Origin of the sequence: Pseudomonas sp. BJa5, assembly GCF_030272875.2 — a bacterium.
Classification (GTDB): domain Bacteria; phylum Pseudomonadota; class Gammaproteobacteria; order Pseudomonadales; family Pseudomonadaceae; genus Aquipseudomonas.
The window spans coordinates 92,323-110,901 of record NZ_JALRNG020000011.1; the positions used below are offsets into that span (position 1 = coordinate 92,323).

Annotated in this window: 17 protein-coding genes, 1 tRNA gene and 1 pseudogene; 10 read left to right on the forward strand and 9 right to left on the reverse strand. The window is 64.9% G+C overall.

The annotated features are described in order from the left end of the window. The first annotated feature begins 12 nt into the window (after positions 1-12). Complete coding sequence (gene rlmM / locus M2D63_RS08820; protein WP_285862484.1) at positions 13-1,077, forward strand: 23S rRNA (cytidine(2498)-2'-O)-methyltransferase RlmM; 1,065 nt, start codon at positions 13-15, stop codon at positions 1,075-1,077. A 155-nt stretch (positions 1,078-1,232) separates the two neighbouring features. Continuing rightward, entirely contained in the window at positions 1,233-1,475 is a 243-nt protein-coding gene (gene tusA / locus M2D63_RS08825; RefSeq protein WP_285862485.1) for a sulfurtransferase TusA, read from the forward strand. Here the strand turns inward: tusA and M2D63_RS08830 are convergent. Continuing rightward, positions 1,472-2,869, reverse strand: a complete 1,398-nt coding sequence (locus M2D63_RS08830; protein WP_285862486.1) for an MATE family efflux transporter — start codon at positions 2,867-2,869, stop codon at positions 1,472-1,474. The two genes, tusA and M2D63_RS08830, sit on opposite strands and share 4 nt — an antisense overlap. Before the next feature lie 155 nt (positions 2,870-3,024). Here M2D63_RS08830 and pdxB point away from each other — a divergent pair, with 155 nt between their 5' ends. Beyond that, on the forward strand, positions 3,025-4,167 hold the full coding sequence (gene pdxB / locus M2D63_RS08835) for a 4-phosphoerythronate dehydrogenase PdxB (protein ID WP_285862487.1): 1,143 nt from the start codon (positions 3,025-3,027) through the stop codon (positions 4,165-4,167). Positions 4,168-4,216: 49 nt separating this feature from the next. Here pdxB and M2D63_RS08840 read toward each other — a convergent pair whose 3' ends face one another. Beyond that, positions 4,217-4,402, reverse strand: a complete 186-nt coding sequence (locus M2D63_RS08840; protein WP_285862488.1) for a PA1571 family protein — start codon at positions 4,400-4,402, stop codon at positions 4,217-4,219. Positions 4,403-4,616: 214 nt separating this feature from the next. Between M2D63_RS08840 and M2D63_RS08845 the strand changes: the two genes are divergently transcribed. From M2D63_RS08845 to mqo, 4 genes and pseudogenes are all read left to right on the forward strand, one after another. Then, positions 4,617-6,389 (forward strand): ABC transporter transmembrane domain-containing protein, encoded by a 1,773-nt coding sequence (locus M2D63_RS08845; protein WP_285862489.1) that lies wholly within the window; start codon positions 4,617-4,619, stop codon positions 6,387-6,389. Positions 6,390-7,104: 715 nt separating this feature from the next. Continuing rightward, positions 7,105-7,215: pseudogene (locus M2D63_RS08850) on the forward strand (hypothetical protein); the annotation flags it as partial. A gap of 228 nt (positions 7,216-7,443) precedes the next feature. Further along, positions 7,444-8,148 carry a methyl-accepting chemotaxis protein gene (locus M2D63_RS08855; RefSeq protein ID WP_405309526.1) on the forward strand — a complete coding sequence of 235 codons (705 nt, stop codon included), beginning with the start codon at positions 7,444-7,446 and terminating at the stop codon, positions 8,146-8,148. Between the two features lie 382 nt (positions 8,149-8,530). Beyond that, on the forward strand, positions 8,531-10,129 hold the full coding sequence (gene mqo, locus M2D63_RS08860) for a malate dehydrogenase (quinone) (RefSeq protein ID WP_285862491.1): 1,599 nt from the start codon (positions 8,531-8,533) through the stop codon (positions 10,127-10,129). 126 nt (positions 10,130-10,255) lie between these two features. On the opposite strand, the gene M2D63_RS08865 is transcribed toward mqo, so the two are convergent. The 3 genes from M2D63_RS08865 to M2D63_RS08875 form a co-directional block, all read right to left on the reverse strand. Next, complete coding sequence (locus M2D63_RS08865) at positions 10,256-10,621, reverse strand: glycine zipper domain-containing protein (protein WP_285862492.1); 366 nt, start codon at positions 10,619-10,621, stop codon at positions 10,256-10,258. 220 nt (positions 10,622-10,841) lie between these two features. Continuing rightward, positions 10,842-10,918 (reverse strand) — tRNA-Pro (locus tag M2D63_RS08870). Positions 10,919-10,983: 65 nt separating this feature from the next. Continuing rightward, positions 10,984-11,205 carry a YgdI/YgdR family lipoprotein gene (locus tag M2D63_RS08875; protein WP_285862493.1) on the reverse strand — a complete coding sequence of 74 codons (222 nt, stop codon included), beginning with the start codon at positions 11,203-11,205 and terminating at the stop codon, positions 10,984-10,986. A gap of 196 nt (positions 11,206-11,401) precedes the next feature. Here M2D63_RS08875 and moaB point away from each other — a divergent pair, with 196 nt between their 5' ends. Together moaB and glp are read left to right on the forward strand one after the other, a co-directional pair. After that, on the forward strand, positions 11,402-11,941 hold the full coding sequence (moaB, locus tag M2D63_RS08880; RefSeq protein WP_285862494.1) for a molybdenum cofactor biosynthesis protein B: 540 nt from the start codon (positions 11,402-11,404) through the stop codon (positions 11,939-11,941). A 7-nt stretch (positions 11,942-11,948) separates the two neighbouring features. After that, a complete protein-coding gene (gene glp, locus M2D63_RS08885; protein WP_285862495.1) occupies positions 11,949-13,151 on the forward strand; it encodes a gephyrin-like molybdotransferase Glp in 1,203 nt (400 codons plus the stop codon). Here glp and M2D63_RS08890 read toward each other — a convergent pair. Beyond that, a complete protein-coding gene (locus tag M2D63_RS08890; RefSeq protein WP_285862496.1) occupies positions 13,140-14,387 on the reverse strand; it encodes a glycosyltransferase family 4 protein in 1,248 nt (415 codons plus the stop codon). The genes glp and M2D63_RS08890 overlap by 12 nt on opposite strands. A gap of 61 nt (positions 14,388-14,448) precedes the next feature. Beyond that, the gene (locus tag M2D63_RS08895; RefSeq protein WP_285862497.1) at positions 14,449-15,903 is read right to left on the reverse strand and encodes a mannose-1-phosphate guanylyltransferase/mannose-6-phosphate isomerase; all 1,455 of its coding nucleotides are present in this window, start codon (positions 15,901-15,903) and stop codon (positions 14,449-14,451) included. 218 nt (positions 15,904-16,121) lie between these two features. Here M2D63_RS08895 and yegS point away from each other — a divergent pair, with 218 nt between their 5' ends. Beyond that, the gene (gene yegS, locus M2D63_RS08900) at positions 16,122-17,021 is read left to right on the forward strand and encodes a lipid kinase YegS (protein WP_285862522.1); all 900 of its coding nucleotides are present in this window, start codon (positions 16,122-16,124) and stop codon (positions 17,019-17,021) included. On the opposite strand, the gene M2D63_RS08905 is transcribed toward yegS, so the two are convergent. Both M2D63_RS08905 and M2D63_RS08910 read right to left on the reverse strand, forming a co-directional pair. After that, positions 17,005-17,664: a response regulator transcription factor gene (locus M2D63_RS08905; protein ID WP_285862498.1), complete on the reverse strand. Its 660-nt coding sequence runs from the start codon at positions 17,662-17,664 to the stop codon at positions 17,005-17,007. The genes yegS and M2D63_RS08905 overlap by 17 nt on opposite strands. Further along, entirely contained in the window at positions 17,661-18,551 is an 891-nt protein-coding gene (locus M2D63_RS08910) for a sensor histidine kinase (protein WP_285862523.1), read from the reverse strand. Before M2D63_RS08910 ends, M2D63_RS08905 begins: the two co-directional genes overlap by 4 nt. Positions 18,552-18,579 lie beyond the last annotated feature (28 nt).

The following is an 18,579-nucleotide window of genomic DNA, read 5'->3' on the forward strand; positions in this document are numbered from 1 at the left end:
CCTGGAGTGAAGATGAATACCCTGTTTATGCATTGCCGGCCCGGTTTCGAGAGCGAAGTCTGTGCCGAAATCGCCGAGCATGCCGCCCGCCTGAATGTCCCCGGCTACGCCAAGGCCAAGCCGCAGAGCGCTTGCGCCGAGTTCATCTGCAACGATGCCGAAGGCGCCGAGCGGCTGATGCGCGAACTGCGCTTTGCCCAGTTGATATTCCCGCGCCAGTGGGCGCGCGGCAGTTTCATCGAGTTGCCGGAAACCGACCGCATCAGCGTGCTGCTTGAGCACCTGGCCGATTACCCGGTGTGTGGCAGCCTGTGGCTGGAAGTGATGGACACCAACGAGGGCAAGGAGCTTTCGACCTTCTGCCGCAAGTTCGAGGTCCCGTTGCGCAAGGCGCTGGGCAAGGCCGGGCGGCTGGTCGAGGATGCCGGCAAGCCGCGTCTGCTGCTGACCTTCGTCAGCGGCCGGCGGGTGTTTGCAGGCCTGGCCGATGCCGACAACTCGGCGATGTGGCCCATGGGCATCCCGCGCCTGAAGTTCCCCCGCGAAGCGCCAAGCCGCTCGACCCTGAAGCTGGAAGAGGCCTGGCACCATTTCATTCCCCGCGACCAGTGGGATGCGCGGCTGTCCGACGACATGACCGGCGTCGACCTGGGTGCTGCGCCCGGGGGCTGGACTTACCAGTTGGTCAAGCGCGGGATGCTGGTCACCGCCATCGACAATGGCCCCATGGCCGAGAGCCTGATGGACACCGGGCTGGTCCAGCACCTGATGGCCGACGGTTTTACCTACAAACCCCGGCAGACGGTGGACTGGATGGTCTGCGATATCGTCGAGAAGCCGGCGCGCAGTGCCGCCTTGCTGGAAACCTGGCTGGGCGAGGGGCTGTGCCGCGAGGCGGTGGTCAACCTCAAGCTGCCGATGAAGCAGCGCTATGCCGAGGTGCGGCGCTTGCTCGATCGTATCGAAGAGGGGTTCAAGGCACGCAAGGTCAAGGTGTCGATCGGCTGCAAGCAGCTGTATCACGATCGTGAAGAGGTGACCTGCCACCTGCGGCGCCTGGACCTGAAACCGCGTTGAATTGATCGCCGGCTCTGCCGGCTCCCACAGGGACAGAAATTCCCACAGGGATGGGGCTGACACTTGTGGGAGCTGGCGTAGCCGGCGATGAGGTCCTCAAGGATGACGCGAAGGCCCCCTTGCGCGACAATAGCTGATTGTTTCCGGAGTTCTACATGACCGATTTCACCCCAGACGCCATCCTCGACGCCACCGGCCTGAACTGCCCGGAGCCGGTGATGATGCTGCACCAGCACGTGCGCGACCTGGCCGCCGGCGGCCTGCTCAAGGTGATTGCCACCGACCCGTCGACGCGTCGCGATATCCCCAAGTTCTGCGTGTTCCTCGGCCATGAGCTGGTCCAGCAACAGGAAGATGCCGGCACCTACCTGTACTGGATCCGCAAGAAAGTCGACTAGGCGCGCCCAGCCCGGCGAATGTGCCGGGCGCTGCTGCGTGCCAGGCGGATCGACAGCATCAGCGCCGCGCAGGTCAGGCCGGCAATCAGGCCTTCCCACAGGCCGTTTGGCCCGCTGGCCGGGCCGAAGTGGTCGGTCAGGCCGAGCAGGTAGCCCACCGGCAGGCCGATACCCCAGTAAGCGAACAGGGTCAGGATCATGGTTACCCGTGTGTCCTGGTAGCCGCGCAGCGCGCCTGCGGCAATCACCTGGATGGCATCGGAGAACTGGTACAGCGCGGCATACACGATCAGCATGGCGGCAATCTGGATCACCGCGGTGTCCGGGGTGTAGATCGAGGCGATCGGTTCGCGCAGCAGCAGGATGAACGCTGCCGAGAAACAGGCGAACACCAGTGCCGCACCCAGGCCGACCAGGGCGGCGAAGCGGGCCTGGCGCGGCTGGCCGGCGCCGACCGCCTGGCCGACCCGCACGGTCACGGCCATCCCCAGCGAATAAGGAATCATGAACAGCAGCGAGCTGATGTTCAGGGCGATCTGGTGCCCGGCCACCACGGTCGGGCCAAGGCTGCCGATCAGCAGGGCGATCACCGCAAAGATGCTCGACTCGGCGAATACCGCGATACCGATGGGCAGGCCGACGCCTACCAGGCGCTTGATCACTGCCCACTGCGGACGCTCGAAACGCACCAGTACCCGACTGCCCTCATAGGCCGGGGCCCAGCGGGTCCAGGCGGCCATGCCCAGGGCCATGAACCACATGACAATGCCACTGGCCCAGCCACAACCGACGCCACCCAGGGCCGGCAGGCCGAAGTGGCCGTAGATCAGCACGTAGTTCAGCGGGATGTTCAGCAACAGGCCTAGCAGGCCGATGACCATGCTTGGCCGGGTGCGGCCCAGGCCATCGCTGTAGCAGCGCAGCACATAGTAGAGGGCGATGCCGGGAAAGCCGAAGGCGATGCCTTGCAGGTAGCCCATGCTCGGCGCGACCAGTTGCGCATCGACCTTCATCACCTGCAGCACCGGCTCGGCGCTGAGCAGCAGGGCGCTGCCGATCAGGCCGACGGCCAGCGCCAGCCACAGGGCCTGGCGCACCAGCGGGCCGATCTCGGCGTGCTGGCCGGCGCCGAAGCGCTGGGCGACCTTGGGCGTGGTGGCCAGCAGGATGCCGGTCATCAGCAGGAACAGCGGGATCCAGATCGAGTTGCCCAGGGCCACGGCCGCCAGGTCACGCGGGCTGACCCGCCCGGCCATCACGGCATCGACGAAGCCCATGGCGGTGGTGGCCAGCTGCGCGATGATGATGGGCGTGGCCAGCCACAACAGACTGCGCAACTCGGTGCGAATACGGGCAGGGCGGGAGAGGGGGGCAGAGAGGGTGTCGGCGGTCATCGGTGTCACAAGGCAGGCGTCCCCAGGAAAAGTGCGCGGAACACACCAGTATACGCCTTGACGCATTGGTCAGGAAACTCGCCAGGTGCCAGCGCGCCTCGCTGGATTCGCCTCCGGCAAGGGCCTACACTGCGATCCCCCGATAGGAGAGCGCCATGCTGATTGTTGCCGACGAGAATATTCCGCTGCTCGATGCCTTCTTTGCCGGATTCGGCGAGATCCGCCGCTATCCCGGGCGCGCCATCGACGCGGACTGTGTCAGGGATGCCGATGTGCTTCTGGTGCGCTCGGTGACCCGGGTCGACCGGGCACTGCTTGAAGGCAGCAAGGTGCGCTTCGTCGGCACTTGCACCATTGGTACCGATCACCTGGCCCTGGACTACTTCGCCGAAGCCGGGATCCAGTGGTCAAGTGCGCCAGGCTGCAACGCGCGCGGCGTGGTCGATTATGTGCTGGGCAGCCTGCTGACCCTGGCCGAGCTGGATGGCGCCGAACTGTCCGGGCGTACCTATGGCGTGGTTGGCGCCGGCGAAGTCGGCGGGCGCCTGGTCGAGGTGCTGCGTGGCCTGGGCTGGAACGTGCTGGTCTGCGATCCACCGCGCCAGGCCCGTGAAGGCGGTGACTATGTCAGCCTGGAGCGGATTCTCGATACGTGCGACGTGATCAGCCTGCACACCCCGTTGAGCCGCGAAGGCCAGCATGCCACCTGGCATTTGCTCGCTGCCGCGGAACTGGCACGCCTGCGCCCGGGGGCGTGGCTGATCAACGCCAGCCGTGGTCCGGTGATCGACAATGTGGCGCTGCGCGAGTTGCTGCTCGAGCGCGAGGATGTCCTGGCGGTGCTGGATGTCTGGGAAGCCGAGCCGCAGGTGGATCTGGAGCTGGCCGACCTCTGCGTGCTGGCCACTCCACACATCGCCGGCTACAGCCTGGACGGCAAGCAGCGCGGCACGGCGCAGATCTACCAGGCGTTCTGTGCCTGGCGTGGCGAGCCGGCAGCGGTGCAATTGGCCGACCTGTTGCCGCAACCCTGGCTGGCCGAAATCGGCCTGCAGGCTGAAACCGACCCGGCCTGGGCCCTGGCGACCCTGTGCCGCGCCGTCTACGATCCGCGCCGCGACGATGCCGATTTCCGCCGCAGCTTGAGCAGTGACGTGCAGGAACAGAAGGCGGCCTTCGATGCCTTGCGCAAGCACTATCCGTCACGTCGCGAGATCGAGGGGCTGCTCGTGCGCCTGCACGGCGACGCGCCGCAATTGGCACAGATGGTCAGGGCGCTGGGTGGTGTGCTGGTGTGATGCGGGCAATAAAAACCCGGCGTTGATGCCGGGTTGAGAAATTCGGGGGTCAGGGATTCTTCTGGGCGCGCTCTTCACGGCTTTTTTCCAGCTTCTCGCACGCTTGCTGGATCATGTCCTCGGTGATCTCGACCTCTTGCCCGTCAGGGCCGATGATCGAGCCGCACACCGGCACCTTCGGCGCCTCGGCTTTTGGCGCGGTTGCTTGCTCTGTTTTCCCTTGCTGCAAGCTCATTTCCTGTCTCCTCATCAGGTTACCAGCTAAGACTAGGCGCGTTGGGTGACTGGCGTGTGACAGCGCGGGGCCGGTCACTCCACGACCTTGGTCAAGTCCAACAGAAAGCAAGGTAAAGCTCCAGTGGTACTTTAGACCAAAACGGTCTATCAGCCATTGGAGCGGGCCTTAAAGGGTGTAGGCTGAATCAAAACCACGGAGCTTCGGTCCTTCCATGTTCAAGCGTTTTTCCGAGCGCCAACGCCAGGCCCTGCGCCTGGGCTGGCGCTTTATCCGGCCATACCGCAAACAGGTGGTGCTGGCGTTGCTGGCGCTGGTGCTGACCGCCGGCATCACCCTGTCCATGGGCCAGGGTATTCGCATGCTGGTCGACCAGGGCTTCATGACCGGCTCGCCGCACTTGCTCAACCAGTCCATCGGCGTGTTCCTGGCGTTGGTCGTGGCGCTGGCGATCGGCACTTTCAGCCGCTTCTACCTGGTGTCATGGATCGGCGAGCGCTGCGTGGCCGATATCCGCCAGCAGGTGTTCGATCACCTGATCTACCTGCACCCGGGTTTTTTCGAGAGCAACCGCAGCTCGGAGATCCAGTCGCGCCTGACCGCCGATACCACCTTGCTGCAGTCGGTGATCGGCTCGTCGCTGTCGATGTTCCTGCGCAACGTGCTGATGGTGCTGGGCGGCATCGTGCTGTTGTTCGTCACAAACCCCAAGCTCACCAGTATCGTGGTGCTGGCCCTGCCGCTGGTGGTTGCGCCGATCCTGATCTTCGGCCGGCGGGTGCGCAGCCTGTCGCGCCAGAGCCAGGATCGCATCGCCGACGTCGGCAGCTATGTGGCCGAGACCCTCGGGCAGATCAAGACCGTGCAGGCCTACAACCACCAGGGCAGCGACCAGCAACGCTTCGCCGACACGGTGGAGGCGGCGTTCAGCGTCGCCCGCAAACGCATTCGCCAGCGTGCCTGGCTGATCACCCTGGTGATCGTGCTGGTGCTCGGCGCCGTGGGCGTAATGCTCTGGGTCGGTGGCATGGACGTGATCGCCGGGCGGATTTCCGCCGGTGAACTGGCCGCCTTTGTGTTCTACAGCCTGATCGTCGGCAGTGCCTTCGGCACCGTCAGCGAGGTGATCGGTGAGTTGCAGCGGGCTGCCGGCGCGGCGGAGCGGATCGCCGAGTTGCTGGCTGCGCGCAGCGAGATCAGCGCGCCGGCCCAGGGGCTGGAACGTTCGGCGCCGCGGGCCAGGGGGCGGATCGAGTTGCAGGCGGTGCGCTTTGCCTACCCCTCGCGCCCCGAGCCCGCCGCCATCGATGGCTTGAGCCTGACCGTCGAGCCGGGTGAAACCCTGGCCCTGGTCGGGCCGTCGGGGGCAGGCAAGTCGACCCTGTTCGACCTGCTGCTGCGCTTCTACGATCCCCAGCAAGGCCGCATTCTGCTTGACGGTCAAGCTATCGACTGCCTCGATCCCCTGGACCTGCGCCGGCACTTCGCCCTGGTGGCGCAGAATCCGGCGCTGTTCTTCGGCACGGTGGAGGAGAACATTCGCTATGGCCGGGCCGCTGCGAGCATGGCCCAGGTCGAAGCCGCCGCGCGCAGCGCCCACGCCCATGACTTCATCCTGCAATTGCCCCAGGGCTACCAGACCCACCTTGGCGATGCCGGCCTGGGCCTGTCGGGCGGCCAGCGGCAGCGCTTGGCGATCGCCCGGGCCTTGCTGGTGGATGCGCCGATCCTGCTGCTGGACGAAGCCACCAGCGCCCTCGATGCCCACAGCGAGCACCTGATCCAGCAGGCGCTGCCGACCCTGATGAGCGGGCGTACCACCCTGGTGATCGCCCATCGGCTGGCCACGGTGCAACACGCCGATCGCATCGCGGTGATCGACCAGGGGCGCCTGGTGGCGATTGGCACTCACCGTCAACTGCTGGTCGAGAGCCCGTTGTATGCACGCCTGGCGGCATTGCAGTTCAACACCGTTACGGATTTGTGACAGCGTTCCGCCGGCTGTCACATTTCTGTAGCAATCCCCTGAGACTATCTAGTCCAGCTGTTGCGTAACGCTCGAACCTGGCTGCTATCACTCGATGGCAGCTTTTTTTTGGCTCCCATTCCTTGTTTCTGGATTCCTTCCGATGTTGCGTAAATCCCTGAGAATGCAAATTCTCGCGCTGCTGGCTGGCAGTCTGTCGGCCATGCTGATCATCGCGCTTGTGTGCTTTCAACTGCTGTCGTCCAGTGTTCGTGGTTACGGGCAGTTGATCGACGGGCCGTTGCAGGCCTCGCAGTTGATCGACGAAGCCAACCTGCAGTTCAAGGTCCAGGTCCAGGAGTGGAAGAACGTGCTGTTGCGCGGCAAGCAGCCGGCTGAGCTGGACAAGTACTGGCAGCAATTTCTTGCCCGTGAACAGCAGGTGCAGGGCATTCTCGAACAGTTGATCGAGCACAGCGAGGCGCCGCTCAAGGCGCGCGCCGAACAGCTCAAGGAAAGCCACCGCCAGTTGGGTCGGGCCTATGCCCAGGGTCGCCAGGCGTTCCTCGCAGCAGGCGGCGATCCGGTAGTGGGGGACCAGGCGGTCAAAGGTGTGGATCGCGCCGCCAGCGAGCAGATGAGCGCGCTGGTCAGCCAGTTGCGCGCCGACGCCCAGGCCCGCGCCGAGGCGATCAACCAGTCGGCGCAGCGCACCGTGTGGCTGGGCCTGCTGGTGATGTTCGGTTCGGCGCTGCTGGTCGGCCTGCTCAGCCTGTGGCTGGTCAATCGCAGCCTGATCGAGCCGATCCGTGGCCTGATCGACTACGTCGCGCAACTGAGCCAGGGCCGCTTCGAGGCACGGGTGCCCAGCGATCGCCAGGATGAGCTCGGCCGCCTGGCCGTGGCGGCCAATACCTTGCGCGACTTTCTCGCCGATACTGTCAGCCGCCTGCAGCGCAATGCCGGCGAGTTGGAAACCGCCAGCGGCGAGTTGCGTAGCATCGCCGGCAGCATGGCGGTGGGCACCGACGATCAGTTCCAGCGCACCGATCAGGTGGCCACGGCCATGCACGAGATGTCCGCCACTGCCCAGGAAGTCGCCCGCCATGCCGCCGAAGCGGCGCGGGCGGCCGATGATGCCGACCACAGTGCCCAGGCGGGCGAGCAGGTCATGCAGGCCACCATCGACACCATTGCCACGGTCAACCAGGAGATCGCCGGTACGGCCGCGGTAATTCGCGATCTGGAGGCCGACAGCGCGCGCATCGGCAAGGTGCTGGAAGTGATCCGCGGAATCGCCGAGCAGACCAACCTGCTGGCGCTCAATGCCGCCATCGAGGCGGCGCGGGCAGGGGAGGCCGGGCGCGGCTTCGCCGTGGTCGCCGACGAGGTGCGCAGCCTGGCCCAGCGCACGGCGGCGTCGATCGCCGAGATCAACCAGATCATCAGCGCCGTGCAGTCCGGCGCCGTGGATGCGGTCAGGGCCATCGAAAGCGGCCAGCAGCGCAGTGAAGAGGGGGCCGAGCAGGTCCAGCGCGCCGGGCAGATGCTGCAGCGCATCACCCAGGCGGTGGAAGCGATCCGCGACATGAACCGGCAGATCGCCACGGCCGCCGAAGAGCAGACCAGCGTGGCCGAGGACATTTCCCGCAACCTGGTGGAAATCACGCGTATCGCCACCGCCAACCAGCAGGCGGTGCAGCACACCGAGCAGGCCGGTCATCGCCTGCACGGGCTGTCGGGGCAGCTTGGCGAAGTCACGGCGCGGCTGAGCGCCTGACCCGCGACGGGGGAAATCCGCCACATGCCGGCAAAAGTGGCGATCAATGTGGCGGATTGTCGCCAGAAAAACCGCTAAAGATGGGGTGCGACGACGCGTCCCGGGTATTAGCCCTTGGTCTTGAGAGAGTTGGCCCGCTTTGTGCTTAAAGGCGGGCAGGCCTAGGCCTCGCAAGCACCCGGTGTGTTGTCAGACGCCCGGGTGACCGTTTCCCGATCCATCGAACAACCCCAGCCGCCAACCATCGCGCGCGCGTCCAGGCCGATTGCCTGAGTATCGTGCTCAGCTAAGCTTTGGTCTGCGCGAGCAACAACAAGAATCCGGGCGTGCACTACGGGACCAGCGGTCATTGCCAATTACTTCACCCCAATTGGATTGAACTATGAAAAAAATCCTGCTGACGCTCCTGTGCCTGAGTGTCATCGGCTGCTCCAAGCCCAGTGAGCCCGAAAAGAGCGTAGACGTGCTGCTGATCGGCGGCGGCATCATGAGTGCAAGTCTGGGCACCTACCTCAACGAGCTGGAGCCGGGCTGGTCGATCGACATCTACGAGCGCCTGGACAAGGTCGCCGAAGAAAGCTCCAACGCCTGGAACAACGCCGGTACCGGCCACTCGGCCTTCTGCGAGCTGAACTACACCAGCGAAGGCGCCGACGGCAAGATCGACATCAGCAAGGCGGTCGGGGTCAACGAGCAGTTCGAGATCTCCAAGCAGTTCTGGGCCTACCAGGTCGAACAGGGCGTGCTGAGCAACCCGACCTCGTTCATCAACAACGTGCCGCACATGAGTTTCGTCTGGGGCGACAAGAACGTCGAGTTCCTCAAGAAGCGCCATGAAGCCCTGCAGCACAGCTCGCTGTTCCGTGGCATGGAGTACTCCGAAGACCACGCGCAGATCCAGAAGTGGGTACCGATCGTGATGGAAGGCCGTGCTGCCGACCAGAAGATCGCCGCCACCCGCATGAACATCGGTACCGACGTCAACTTCGGCGAGATCACCCGCCAGCTGATCGCCTCGCTGACCAAGCGCGACAACGTCAAGCTGCACGTGCAGCACGAAGTGCGCGACATCGTGCGCAACGCCGACAACACCTGGACCGTGGTGGTTGCCGACCTCGCCAACAAGGGCGCCGAGCGTAGCGTCAAGGCCAAGTTCGTGTTCATCGGTGCCGGTGGTGGTGCCCTGAAACTGCTGCAGAAGTCCGGTATCCCTGAAGCTGACGGCTATGCCGGCTTCCCGGTCGGTGGCCAGTTCCTGATGACCGACAACCAGGCCATCGTTGCCCGTCACAAGGCCAAGCTGTACGGCAAGGCTTCGGTGGGCGCGCCGCCGATGTCCGTTCCGCACCTGGACACCCGCGTGATCGATGGCAAGGAAGTGCTGCTGTTCGGCCCGTTCGCGACCTTCTCCACCAAGTTCCTGAAGAACGGTTCGCTGCTCGACATGTTCGCTGCGCTGACCACCCACAACATCATGCCGATGACCCACGCTGGCATCGACAACATCGACCTGAGCACCTACCTGATGGGTCAGCTGATGCTCAGCTTCGATGACCGCATGGATGCCCTGCGCGAGTACTTCCCGAACGCCAAGAACGAAGACTGGAAACTGCTGCAGGCCGGTCAACGGGTCCAGGTGATCAAGAAGGATCCGGTGCACGGTGGCGTTCTGCAGTTCGGTACCGAAGTGGTTGCCGCCCAGGATGGCAGCATCGCTGCGCTGCTGGGTGCCTCGCCAGGTGCTTCGACCGCCGCGCCAATCATGCTGAGCGTGCTGGAGAAGACCTTCAAGGATCGCATCAAGACCCCTGAATGGCAGGCCAAGCTGAAGGAAATCGTGCCGACCTACGGCCAGAAGCTCAACAACAACCTTGAGCTGACCAACAAGACCCGTGAGTGGAGCAGCTCGCGTCTGGGCCTGCTGTACGTTCCGGTGCTGCCGGAAGCGGCCCCTGTGGTACAGGCTGAGCCTGCGCTGTAAGTCGTGAAACGCTAGAAACGAAACAGCCCCCTATTCAGGGGGCTGTTTTGTTTTCGGGGCTGGAAAGCATCGCGGGGCATGTGGGAGCGGGCTTGCCCCGCGAAAAGACCCTGAAACCAGGTGCAATCAGTGACGCTTCTTGTCCGCCACGTGGTTGCCCAGGGCACCGCCTGCAGCGCCACCCAGGCCCGCGCCGATGGCCGAACCGGTGCTGCCGCCGAGCGAGCCGCCGATCAGCGAACCGCCGGCCGAGCCCAGGCCGCCGCCGATGGCTGCCTTGGTCTTGTTGCCGTTCTTGGCTGCCATGGCACTGCCTGCTGCGCCGCCGACGCCAGCGCCGATTGCGGCACCGGTGCGACCGCCGAGCTGTTGCCCGACCACGTTACCCAGTACACCACCCAGGCCACCGCCCAGGGCGGTCTGGCCATCACCGGCCACGGCGCCTTGTGCGCACAGCAGGCCCAGGGTCAGGGCGGCAAGAGTCTTACGCATGAGAATCAACCTCCAGGTTCGAAAGGCGCGCATTCTCCTGTTACCGCTACAACTGCGCAATGCTGGCCATTCATGCATGACGCTATTCCGGTAGGCGCGGCGGTGCGACGATTCGACTTGCCCCGCGATGCGATTGTCCTGATAGAACGCAATCGCGGGGCAAGCCCGCTCCCACAGGCATGAAAAAGCCCGCTCAAGGGCGGGCTTTTTGCTTTGGATGTGGTCGGAGAGACAGGATTCGAACCTGCGGCCTTCTCGTCCCGAACGAGACGCGCTACCTGGCTGCGCTACACTCCGATGGAGAAAATATTACTCAAAAATGTCTCCCCGACAAGCCCCCTTCACAAGGCTTGTTGCACACGTCAGAGATCCTTGACGGTGCGTACCTGGTCCTTGTTGATGCGGGTGCGCTTGCCATCCAGTTGCTCGAACTCGTAGAAGCCGGTTTCGTCGTCGTACTCCGGCGTGTCGACTGCCTGGATTTCGCGGCCATCGTTGAGGGTGATGACGGTAGGCGATGCGCAACCTGCCAGGGTGCCAAGACCGACGGCGAGCAGGAGGGCGGGGAGGGTCCGTTGAATCATCGTGTTTCTCCGGTAATGGATAGTGCGTAATGTTCCTCAGACGCAGGGGGGCTGTGCAAGTTCCTTGCACTTACCAGCATAGCGGTTGCGCACCTTCATTGACGGGCGACAATCCCTTTCAGGGTAGCGGGCGCGAGCCGGGCAGGGCTGTGATATAACACCGTCCATCCTCCCTCTATCAATGGATCAAGGTCCCATGAAAGCCAAGGCAGATGTACCTTTCGTGCCGCTGAACATTGCGGTGTTGACGGTCAGTGATACCCGTACCCTGGAAACCGACACCTCCGGCCAGGTCTTTGTCGATCGCCTGACCGAGGCGGGCCACGGCCTGGCTGCACGGGTGCTGCTCAAGGATGACCTGTACAAGATCCGCGCCCAGGTCGCCACCTGGATCGCCGATGAACAGGTGCAGGTGGTGCTGATTACCGGCGGCACCGGTTTTACCGGTCGCGACAGCACCCCCGAGGCCGTCGCCTGCCTGCTCGACAAGCAGGTCGATGGGTTTGGCGAGCTGTTCCGTCATATTTCCATGGCCGACATCGGCACCTCCACCGTGCAGTCCCGTGCCCTGGCCGGGCTGGCCAACGGCACCCTGGTCTGCTGCCTGCCAGGCTCGACCAACGCCGTGCGCACCGGTTGGGACGGCATCCTCGCCGAGCAGCTGGATGCCCGTCACCGTCCGTGCAATTTCGTCACCCACCTCAAGCAGGCCGAACCCTGCGCCAGTCGTGGTTGAAGCGTCCATGAGCAGCTCGTTGATGGCGGTCGAGGACGCACTGGCGCGTTTGCTGGCACTGGCCGAGGCGGCGCCGATCGTCGAGACCGAACAGGTGGCCCTGGCCGAGGCGCAAGGTCGGGTGCTGGCCCGGGAGCTGGTTGCCAGCCTCGACCTGCCGCCCTGGCCGAACAGCGCCATGGACGGCTACGCCTTGCGCCTGGCCGACTGGCAGGGCGAGGCGTTGCCGGTCAGCCAGCGGATCTTTGCCGGCCACGCGCCCGAGCCGCTGCAACCGGGTACCTGCGCGCGGATCTTCACCGGTGCGCCGCTGCCCGCCGGTGCCGATTGTGTCGAGATGCAGGAGAACGCCGAGGTGCTGGATGACCAGCGGGTGCGTTTCACCGAGCCGCTGCACGTCGGTCAGAACGTTCGTCCGCAAGGTCAGGAAACCCGTGCGGGCGAATCGGTGCTGGCCGCTGGCACGCGCCTGGGGCCGATCGAGCTGGGGCTGGCTGCGACCCTGGGCTGCGCCGAGCTCACGGTGGTGCGCAAGGTCAAGGTAGCGGTGCTCTCCACTGGCGACGAGCTGGTCGAGCCCGGCCTGCCGCTGGGCCCCGGGCAGATCTACAACAGTAATCGCCGCCTGCTGGTCAGCTGGTTGCAGCGCCTGGGCTGCGAAGTGATCGATGCGGGCATCCTTGCCGATGACCTGCAAAAGACCCGCGACTGCCTGGCGGGCCTGAACCAGGTCGACCTGATCCTGTCGACCGGCGGTGTCTCGGTGGGTGAGGCCGACTACCTGGGGCTGGCCCTGCGTGAAGCCGGCGAGCTGGCGTTGTGGAAGCTGGCGATCAAGCCCGGCAAGCCATTGACCTTCGGCCACTACAAGGGCGTGCCGGTGATTGGCCTGCCCGGTAACCCGGCCTCGACCTTGGTGACCTTCGGCCTGTTGACCCGTCCGTACCTGCTGCGCCGCCAGGGGGTCGCCGAGGTTACGCCGTTGCAGTTCCCGGTGCCGGCCGGTTTCGACTGGCCCAAGGCGGGCAATCGCCGCGAGTACCTGCGGGCCCGGCTGGAGCAGGGCCAGGCGCTGATCTACAAGAACCAGAGCTCCGGTGTCCTGCGCAGCGCCGCCTGGGCCGAAGGCCTGGTGGAAGTGCGCGAGGGCACCACGCCGGCCAAAGGCGATACCGTGCAGTTCATTCCCTTGAGCGAACTACTCGGCTGAACGGCTGAGCAGGCCGTTGCCCTCGAGGTTCGCCAGGGCCGGCGCGCGCTGGCTCAGGCGGGCGTGTACGGTTTCCAGCTGGGCGGCGGCGATGCTCCAGTCGTGGTGTTCGGTGACGAACTGGCGCGCTGCCTCCGACAGCTGGCGCATGCGCCAGGGCTGGTTGAGCAACTGGTTGATCAGCAGGGCCAACTGGTCGCTGTCGTCGCTGCTCAGATAGTGCTCGCCCTGAGTCACCTGCAGGCCGGACATGCCTTTGGTGGTGGTGACCACCGGCAAGCCGGCGGCCATGGCTTCCAGTACCTTGATCTTCGAGCCGCCGCCATAGCGCAGTGGCGCGAAGAAAATCGCCGAATGCCGTTGCAGCTCGCGCAAGTCCGGCAGGTAACCCACCCATTCGATGCGCGGATCGGTCCAGCGCGACTTCCAGCTGTCCGGCAGGGCGTGGCCGACCACGGCAAAGCGCACCGCCGGGTTGCTTTGCCAGATCTGCGGCAGGATGTCTTCCAGTGCCCACTCGATGGCTTCGAGGCTCGCGCCATATTCGAAGTTGCCCACGAACAGCAGCCGCTGGCTGTGCATCGCCGGCTGGATGTTGCGGTAGTGGGCGCAATCCACGCCGTTGATCACCAGGGTGGCGGGGTAGCCGGTCAGGTGGGTGATGTGTTCGGCATCGCTGGGGCTGACCGCCACCACTTCGTGGGCCTGGCTCAGCACCCGGTTTTCCCAGCGGCGATAGCGCCAGCGATCGAACGCGTTGAAGGGACGCAGCCACAGGGGCAGGCGGTCATGGCAGGCGGCACCGGCCACCGACTCGATGGTGTGCTCGCTGACCAGGAAGGGCAGGCCCCGTTCCTGCAGGGCTTTTTCGAAGGGCTGGAAACTGTAGCTGTGCTCGATCTGGATTACATCCCAGCGCTCGTTGAGCAATTGCTCGAAGCAATGCCGCAGGTGCGGCGCCAGGCCATTGACGCTGGCGCGCATCGGGTAGCCGGCATACACCGCGGCCAGCAGGTTCAACGGGCTGTGCAAGGGGCGCCTGGGTAGCACGATCAAGCGTTCGAGCAACGGCTCCAGTGCCGCTCGCGCCGCCTCGCAGGGCGGGGTCTTGGATTGCACCAGCAAGGTGATCTGGTGGCCGCGCTGCGCCAGGCTGCGCAGCAGGTGATACTGTCGGGTTTTGCCGCCACTGGTGGTTGGCCAGGGCAGGTAAGGCAGTGTCCAGAGTACGCGCATGACCCCTTTCCTCTTCACCAGGCGGGCTACGGCATGCAGATATGAAAGGACGCGCCCGGGGTCAGTCGCTGGCTGGCTCCGGGGCGCGTCCATAGCTATCAGTAAAGCGCACGATGTCGTCTTCGCCCAAGTATTCGCCACTTTGTACTTCGATCATGATCAAGTCGATCACGCCGGGATTGGTCAGGCGATGTACCCGCCCCGGTTTGATAAAGGTCGATTCGTTGCTGCCGAGCAGGAATTCGTCGTCACCCTGGGTTACGCGGGCCATGCCGCTGACCACGATCCAGTGCTCGCTGCGATGGTGATGCAGCTGCAGTGACAGCGATGCCTGCGGGCGGACCATCAGGCGCTTGATCTTGAAGCGCGGGCCTTCCTCCAGCACCGTGTAGGTTCCCCAGGGGCGGTTGACCGTACGGTGCAGGCGACAGGCGTCGTGGCCCTGGCGCTTGAGCTGCTGGGCGATCAACTTGACCTCCTGGCTGCGCGAGGCGTCGGCGATCAGCAGGGCGTCGGGGGTGTCGATGATGATCAGGTTGTCCAGGCCCACGGCGCCGACCAGCCGGCGTGGCGAGTCGATGTAGCAATTGGACACGTCATGCAGCACGGTCTCGCCCGTGCAGCGGTTGCCGCTAGCGTCGGCTTGCTGCAGTTCGCGCACGGCCTGCCAGCAACCGATATCGCTCCAGCCCAGTTCGGCGGGCAGGACGGCGACCCGGCTGGAGACTTCCATGACCGCGTAGTCGATGGAAATGTCCGGCACCGGTGCGAACGACCCCGGGTCGAGCTCCAGTTGCAGTTCACCCTGGCCCTGTTTGCTCGGGCTCAGTTGCAGGCAGTGGTTGACGGCGCAAAGCAGCTCGGGGGCATGCTGTTGCAGCTCGGCCAGAATCGCGTCCACGCGCATGCAGAACATCCCGGCATTCCACAGGTGCCGGCCGCCTGCGAGAAACTGCCGGGCGGTCGGGGCGTCCGGCTTTTCGACGAAGCGGGCAACCTGGTAACCGTGCTCGCCCAGGGCCGGGCCTTGCTCGATGTAGCCAAAGCCGGTTTCCGCGCGATCGGGCACCAGGCCGAAGGTGGTCAGCCAACCTTGCTGTGCCAGCACGCGGGCATCCCTGACGGCGTTTGCGAAGGCTGCAAGCTCGGTGATCAGGTGGTCGGCCGGCAATACCAGCAGCTGTGCATCCTCGCCGTACAGGCGGGCACTGTGCAGGGCAGCGGCAGCAATGGCGGGGGCGGTGCCGCGACCGAAGGGTTCGAGGATGAAGTCCAGGGCCATGCCCTGATGATTGACCTGGCGGTATTCGTCCTGGGTGCTGAAATACACTTCGCGGTTGGTGACGGTCAGTACGCGGTCGACGTCCGGCAGGCCGCAGGCGCGGATGAAGGTCTTTTGCAGCAGGCTCTGGCCATCGGGCAGGCGCATGAAGGGTTTGGGCTGGGTTTCGCGAGAAACCGGCCATAGGCGGGTGCCGGCGCCGCCGGCGATGATGCAGGGAATCAGCGCGCTCATTTCACAGCCTTGAGTTGCAAAGCGTCAATAAAATGTCTTTTATTTTTTCCTTGCTGCGTAAAGCCAAATATTTGTCGAATGATGCGCTCGGGTGCGGGCGCTTTCAATGGTTTCGTATCGGCGGAATCGGTTTTTTCGTGATCGTCGCGACCAAAGGTGAAACAAGGGGCTTGGTCGTGTGGTCGAGATAGTCGGGATCTATTGCAAGGGGCGGCATGATGGCACATCACAAGGCATTGGTGATCCTGCATGGCAAGCAAGCCATGAACGAGCAGGTGCGATCGGCGGTCGGCGGCATGCGCGAGCGTGGCTGGCAGCTCGATGTGCGCCTGACCTGGGAGCCCGGTGACGCCGCCCGGCTGGTGGCCGAGGCCCTGGCGGCCGGCTATGGGCAACTGGTGGCCGGCGGCGGGGATGGTACCTTGCGTGACGTCGCCGAAGCCATGGTCAGGGCCAAGGGGCAGGCCAGCCTGGTGTTGATGCCACTGGGCACGGCCAATGACTTTGCCCGCGCCGCCGGCGTGCCGCTGGAGCCTGGGCCGGCATTGGCCCTGCTGGAGGCGCCCGCACGGGCCATTGATGTGGGGCGGGTGGGCGAGCAGGTGTTTCTCAACATGGCCACGGGCGGATTCGGCAGCCAGGTGACGGCCAATACCTCCGAAGACCTGAAGAAAGTCCTGGGTGGCGCGGCCTATCTGTTCACCGGCCTTACCCGTTTCAGTGAGCTCAGTACCGCGTCGGCCCGGCTGCAAGGGCCAGACTTCGACTGGCAAGGCGACCTGCTGGCCCTGGGCATTGGCAACGGTCGCCAGGCCGGGGGCGGTCATGTGCTGTGTCCGCAGGCGCAGGTCGATGACGGCTTGCTCGACGTCAGTATCCTGCCGGCACCCCAGGAGGTGGTAGGCACCTTGCGCAGCCTGCTCAGCGACGGTCTTGGCCTGGATAACCTGTTCGTGCGGGCGCGCCTGCCCTGGATCGAGATCCACAGTTCCCAGGGCCTGGACATCAACCTCGATGGCGAGCCCCTGCAGGCCGACAGCCTGCGCTTCGAGGCGCTGGCGGGGGCCTTGCGTGTGCACCTGCCGGAGGACTCGGCGCTGCTCAGTCGTCGAGGCTGATGATCTGCTCGCGCACGGCGAACAGCACCAGGCCGGCGACATCGTAGATCTGCAGGCGCTTCATGATCTGCGAGCGGTGGGTTTCCACGGTCTTGATGCTCAGGCCCAGGCCGTGGGCAATCTCGCGGGTGGATTTGCCACGCACGATCAGGCGCAGGATTTCCAGCTGGCGCGCCGTCAGGTTGTGGTTTTCCGCTGCCGGTGGCTTGCTGGCCTGGGCGCGTAGCAGGGCCTGGTTGATCACGGTGTGGGCGATCGCCGGGCTCAGGTAGCGCTCGCCGCTGCGCAGCGCCGCCAGTGCCTGTTCCAGCTCGGTGGCGGTGGTGTCCTTGAGCAGGTAGCCATGGGCGCCGCTTTCCAGTGCCTGCATGATCAGCTCGGGATCGGTGTGCATCGACAGGATCAGCACCTTGCTGCGACAGCCGCTGGCGCGCAGGTGGGTCAGGGCCTGCAGGCCGCTGGTCGAGCGCATGGAGATGTCCAGCAGGACGATGTCCGGGTCCAGCTGTTGCACCAGCTCGGCCACCTGGTTGCCGTCATCGCCCTCACCGATGACGGTGTAGCCGGGAATGTCGGACACCAGGGCACGAACGCCGGCGCGGATCAGTGAGTGGTCATCCACCAGCAGCAATGTACAGGTCATGGGGCGTTACTTGTCTTGGCGCGTTCGAGGGTGCGGGGAGGCCAGGGAAACAGGGCGTCGATGCGCGTGCCTTTGCCTGGCTGGCTACTGACGGACAGGGTGCCGTCGAGCAGGGCGGCGCGCTCGAGCATGCCGGCCATGCCGCGCTGACCCTGCTCGCCCGGGTTGCTGGCCGGCATGAAGCCCTGGCCGTCATCGCAGATGGACAACGACAGGCCTTCGGGCAGGCGCTCGATGCGCACCACCAGGTTGCGCGCACCGGCATGGCGGAGAATGTTGGTGACCGCTTCCTGGGTGATGCGAAAGGCCGCGATGGCCATGTCGTCGGCAATGCCGCCCAGGCGCTGGCGGCATTCCAGGCTCCAGTTCAGGTTGGTGTTTTCCAGGGTGCGCAACAGATGTGCGCGCAAGCTGGCCTCCAGGCCCAGGCTGGACAGCTGGCGCGGGTTGAGGATCGCGGTGACGTCACGCACGTTGGCCAGGGTGTCGTCCAGGGTGTTGCGCAGGGTGCTGCAGTGTTCCTGCAGCTCCTGCGGTACGCGACGCTGAAGCCAGTCGGCCTGGAGCTTGGCAGCCGTCAGCAATTGACCGATATCGTCATGCAACTCGCGACTCAGGCGCTGGCGTTCGCTTTCCTGGACCTTGAGCAGGCGATTGGCAAGTTCGGCCGGGCGCATGGCGATCGAGCGCGCCCAGTGGCGCAGGTGCCAGCCGATGCTCAACATCGCCACCAGGTGCAGGACCAGTATGCTGGCCGGCATCGCCTGGGCCCGCAGGAACAGCATCAGGTTGGCAATGATCGAGGCCAGGCACAGCAGCGCAGTAAACCCGCGCAATAGAGCGGCCCCGGGACGCCAGTGCGTTAAAGTCTTGAGGCTTGGATGCATAGAAAATGAAGCCACTGAAATATCGCTG

Bases quoted from the DNA above. Each gene is read 5' to 3' on its own strand.
- rlmM (WP_285862484.1), top strand. From the start codon at position 13: ATGAATACCCTGTTTATGCATTGCCGGCCCGGTTTCGAGAGCGAAGTC.
- tusA (WP_285862485.1), top strand. From the start codon at position 1,233: ATGACCGATTTCACCCCAGACGCCATCCTCGACGCCACCGGCCTGAAC.
- M2D63_RS08830 (WP_285862486.1), bottom strand. From the start codon at position 2,869: ATGACCGCCGACACCCTCTCTGCCCCCCTCTCCCGCCCTGCCCGTATT.
- pdxB (WP_285862487.1), top strand. From the start codon at position 3,025: ATGCTGATTGTTGCCGACGAGAATATTCCGCTGCTCGATGCCTTCTTT.
- M2D63_RS08840 (WP_285862488.1), bottom strand. From the start codon at position 4,402: ATGAGCTTGCAGCAAGGGAAAACAGAGCAAGCAACCGCGCCAAAAGCC.
- M2D63_RS08845 (WP_285862489.1), top strand. From the start codon at position 4,617: ATGTTCAAGCGTTTTTCCGAGCGCCAACGCCAGGCCCTGCGCCTGGGC.
- M2D63_RS08855 (WP_405309526.1), top strand. From the start codon at position 7,444: ATGTCCGCCACTGCCCAGGAAGTCGCCCGCCATGCCGCCGAAGCGGCG.
- mqo (WP_285862491.1), top strand. From the start codon at position 8,531: ATGAAAAAAATCCTGCTGACGCTCCTGTGCCTGAGTGTCATCGGCTGC.
- M2D63_RS08865 (WP_285862492.1), bottom strand. From the start codon at position 10,621: ATGCGTAAGACTCTTGCCGCCCTGACCCTGGGCCTGCTGTGCGCACAA.
- M2D63_RS08875 (WP_285862493.1), bottom strand. From the start codon at position 11,205: ATGATTCAACGGACCCTCCCCGCCCTCCTGCTCGCCGTCGGTCTTGGC.
- moaB (WP_285862494.1), top strand. From the start codon at position 11,402: ATGAAAGCCAAGGCAGATGTACCTTTCGTGCCGCTGAACATTGCGGTG.
- glp (WP_285862495.1), top strand. From the start codon at position 11,949: ATGAGCAGCTCGTTGATGGCGGTCGAGGACGCACTGGCGCGTTTGCTG.
- M2D63_RS08890 (WP_285862496.1), bottom strand. From the start codon at position 14,387: ATGCGCGTACTCTGGACACTGCCTTACCTGCCCTGGCCAACCACCAGT.
- M2D63_RS08895 (WP_285862497.1), bottom strand. From the start codon at position 15,903: ATGAGCGCGCTGATTCCCTGCATCATCGCCGGCGGCGCCGGCACCCGC.
- yegS (WP_285862522.1), top strand. From the start codon at position 16,122: ATGGCACATCACAAGGCATTGGTGATCCTGCATGGCAAGCAAGCCATG.
- M2D63_RS08905 (WP_285862498.1), bottom strand. From the start codon at position 17,664: ATGACCTGTACATTGCTGCTGGTGGATGACCACTCACTGATCCGCGCC.
- M2D63_RS08910 (WP_285862523.1), bottom strand. From the start codon at position 18,551: ATGCATCCAAGCCTCAAGACTTTAACGCACTGGCGTCCCGGGGCCGCT.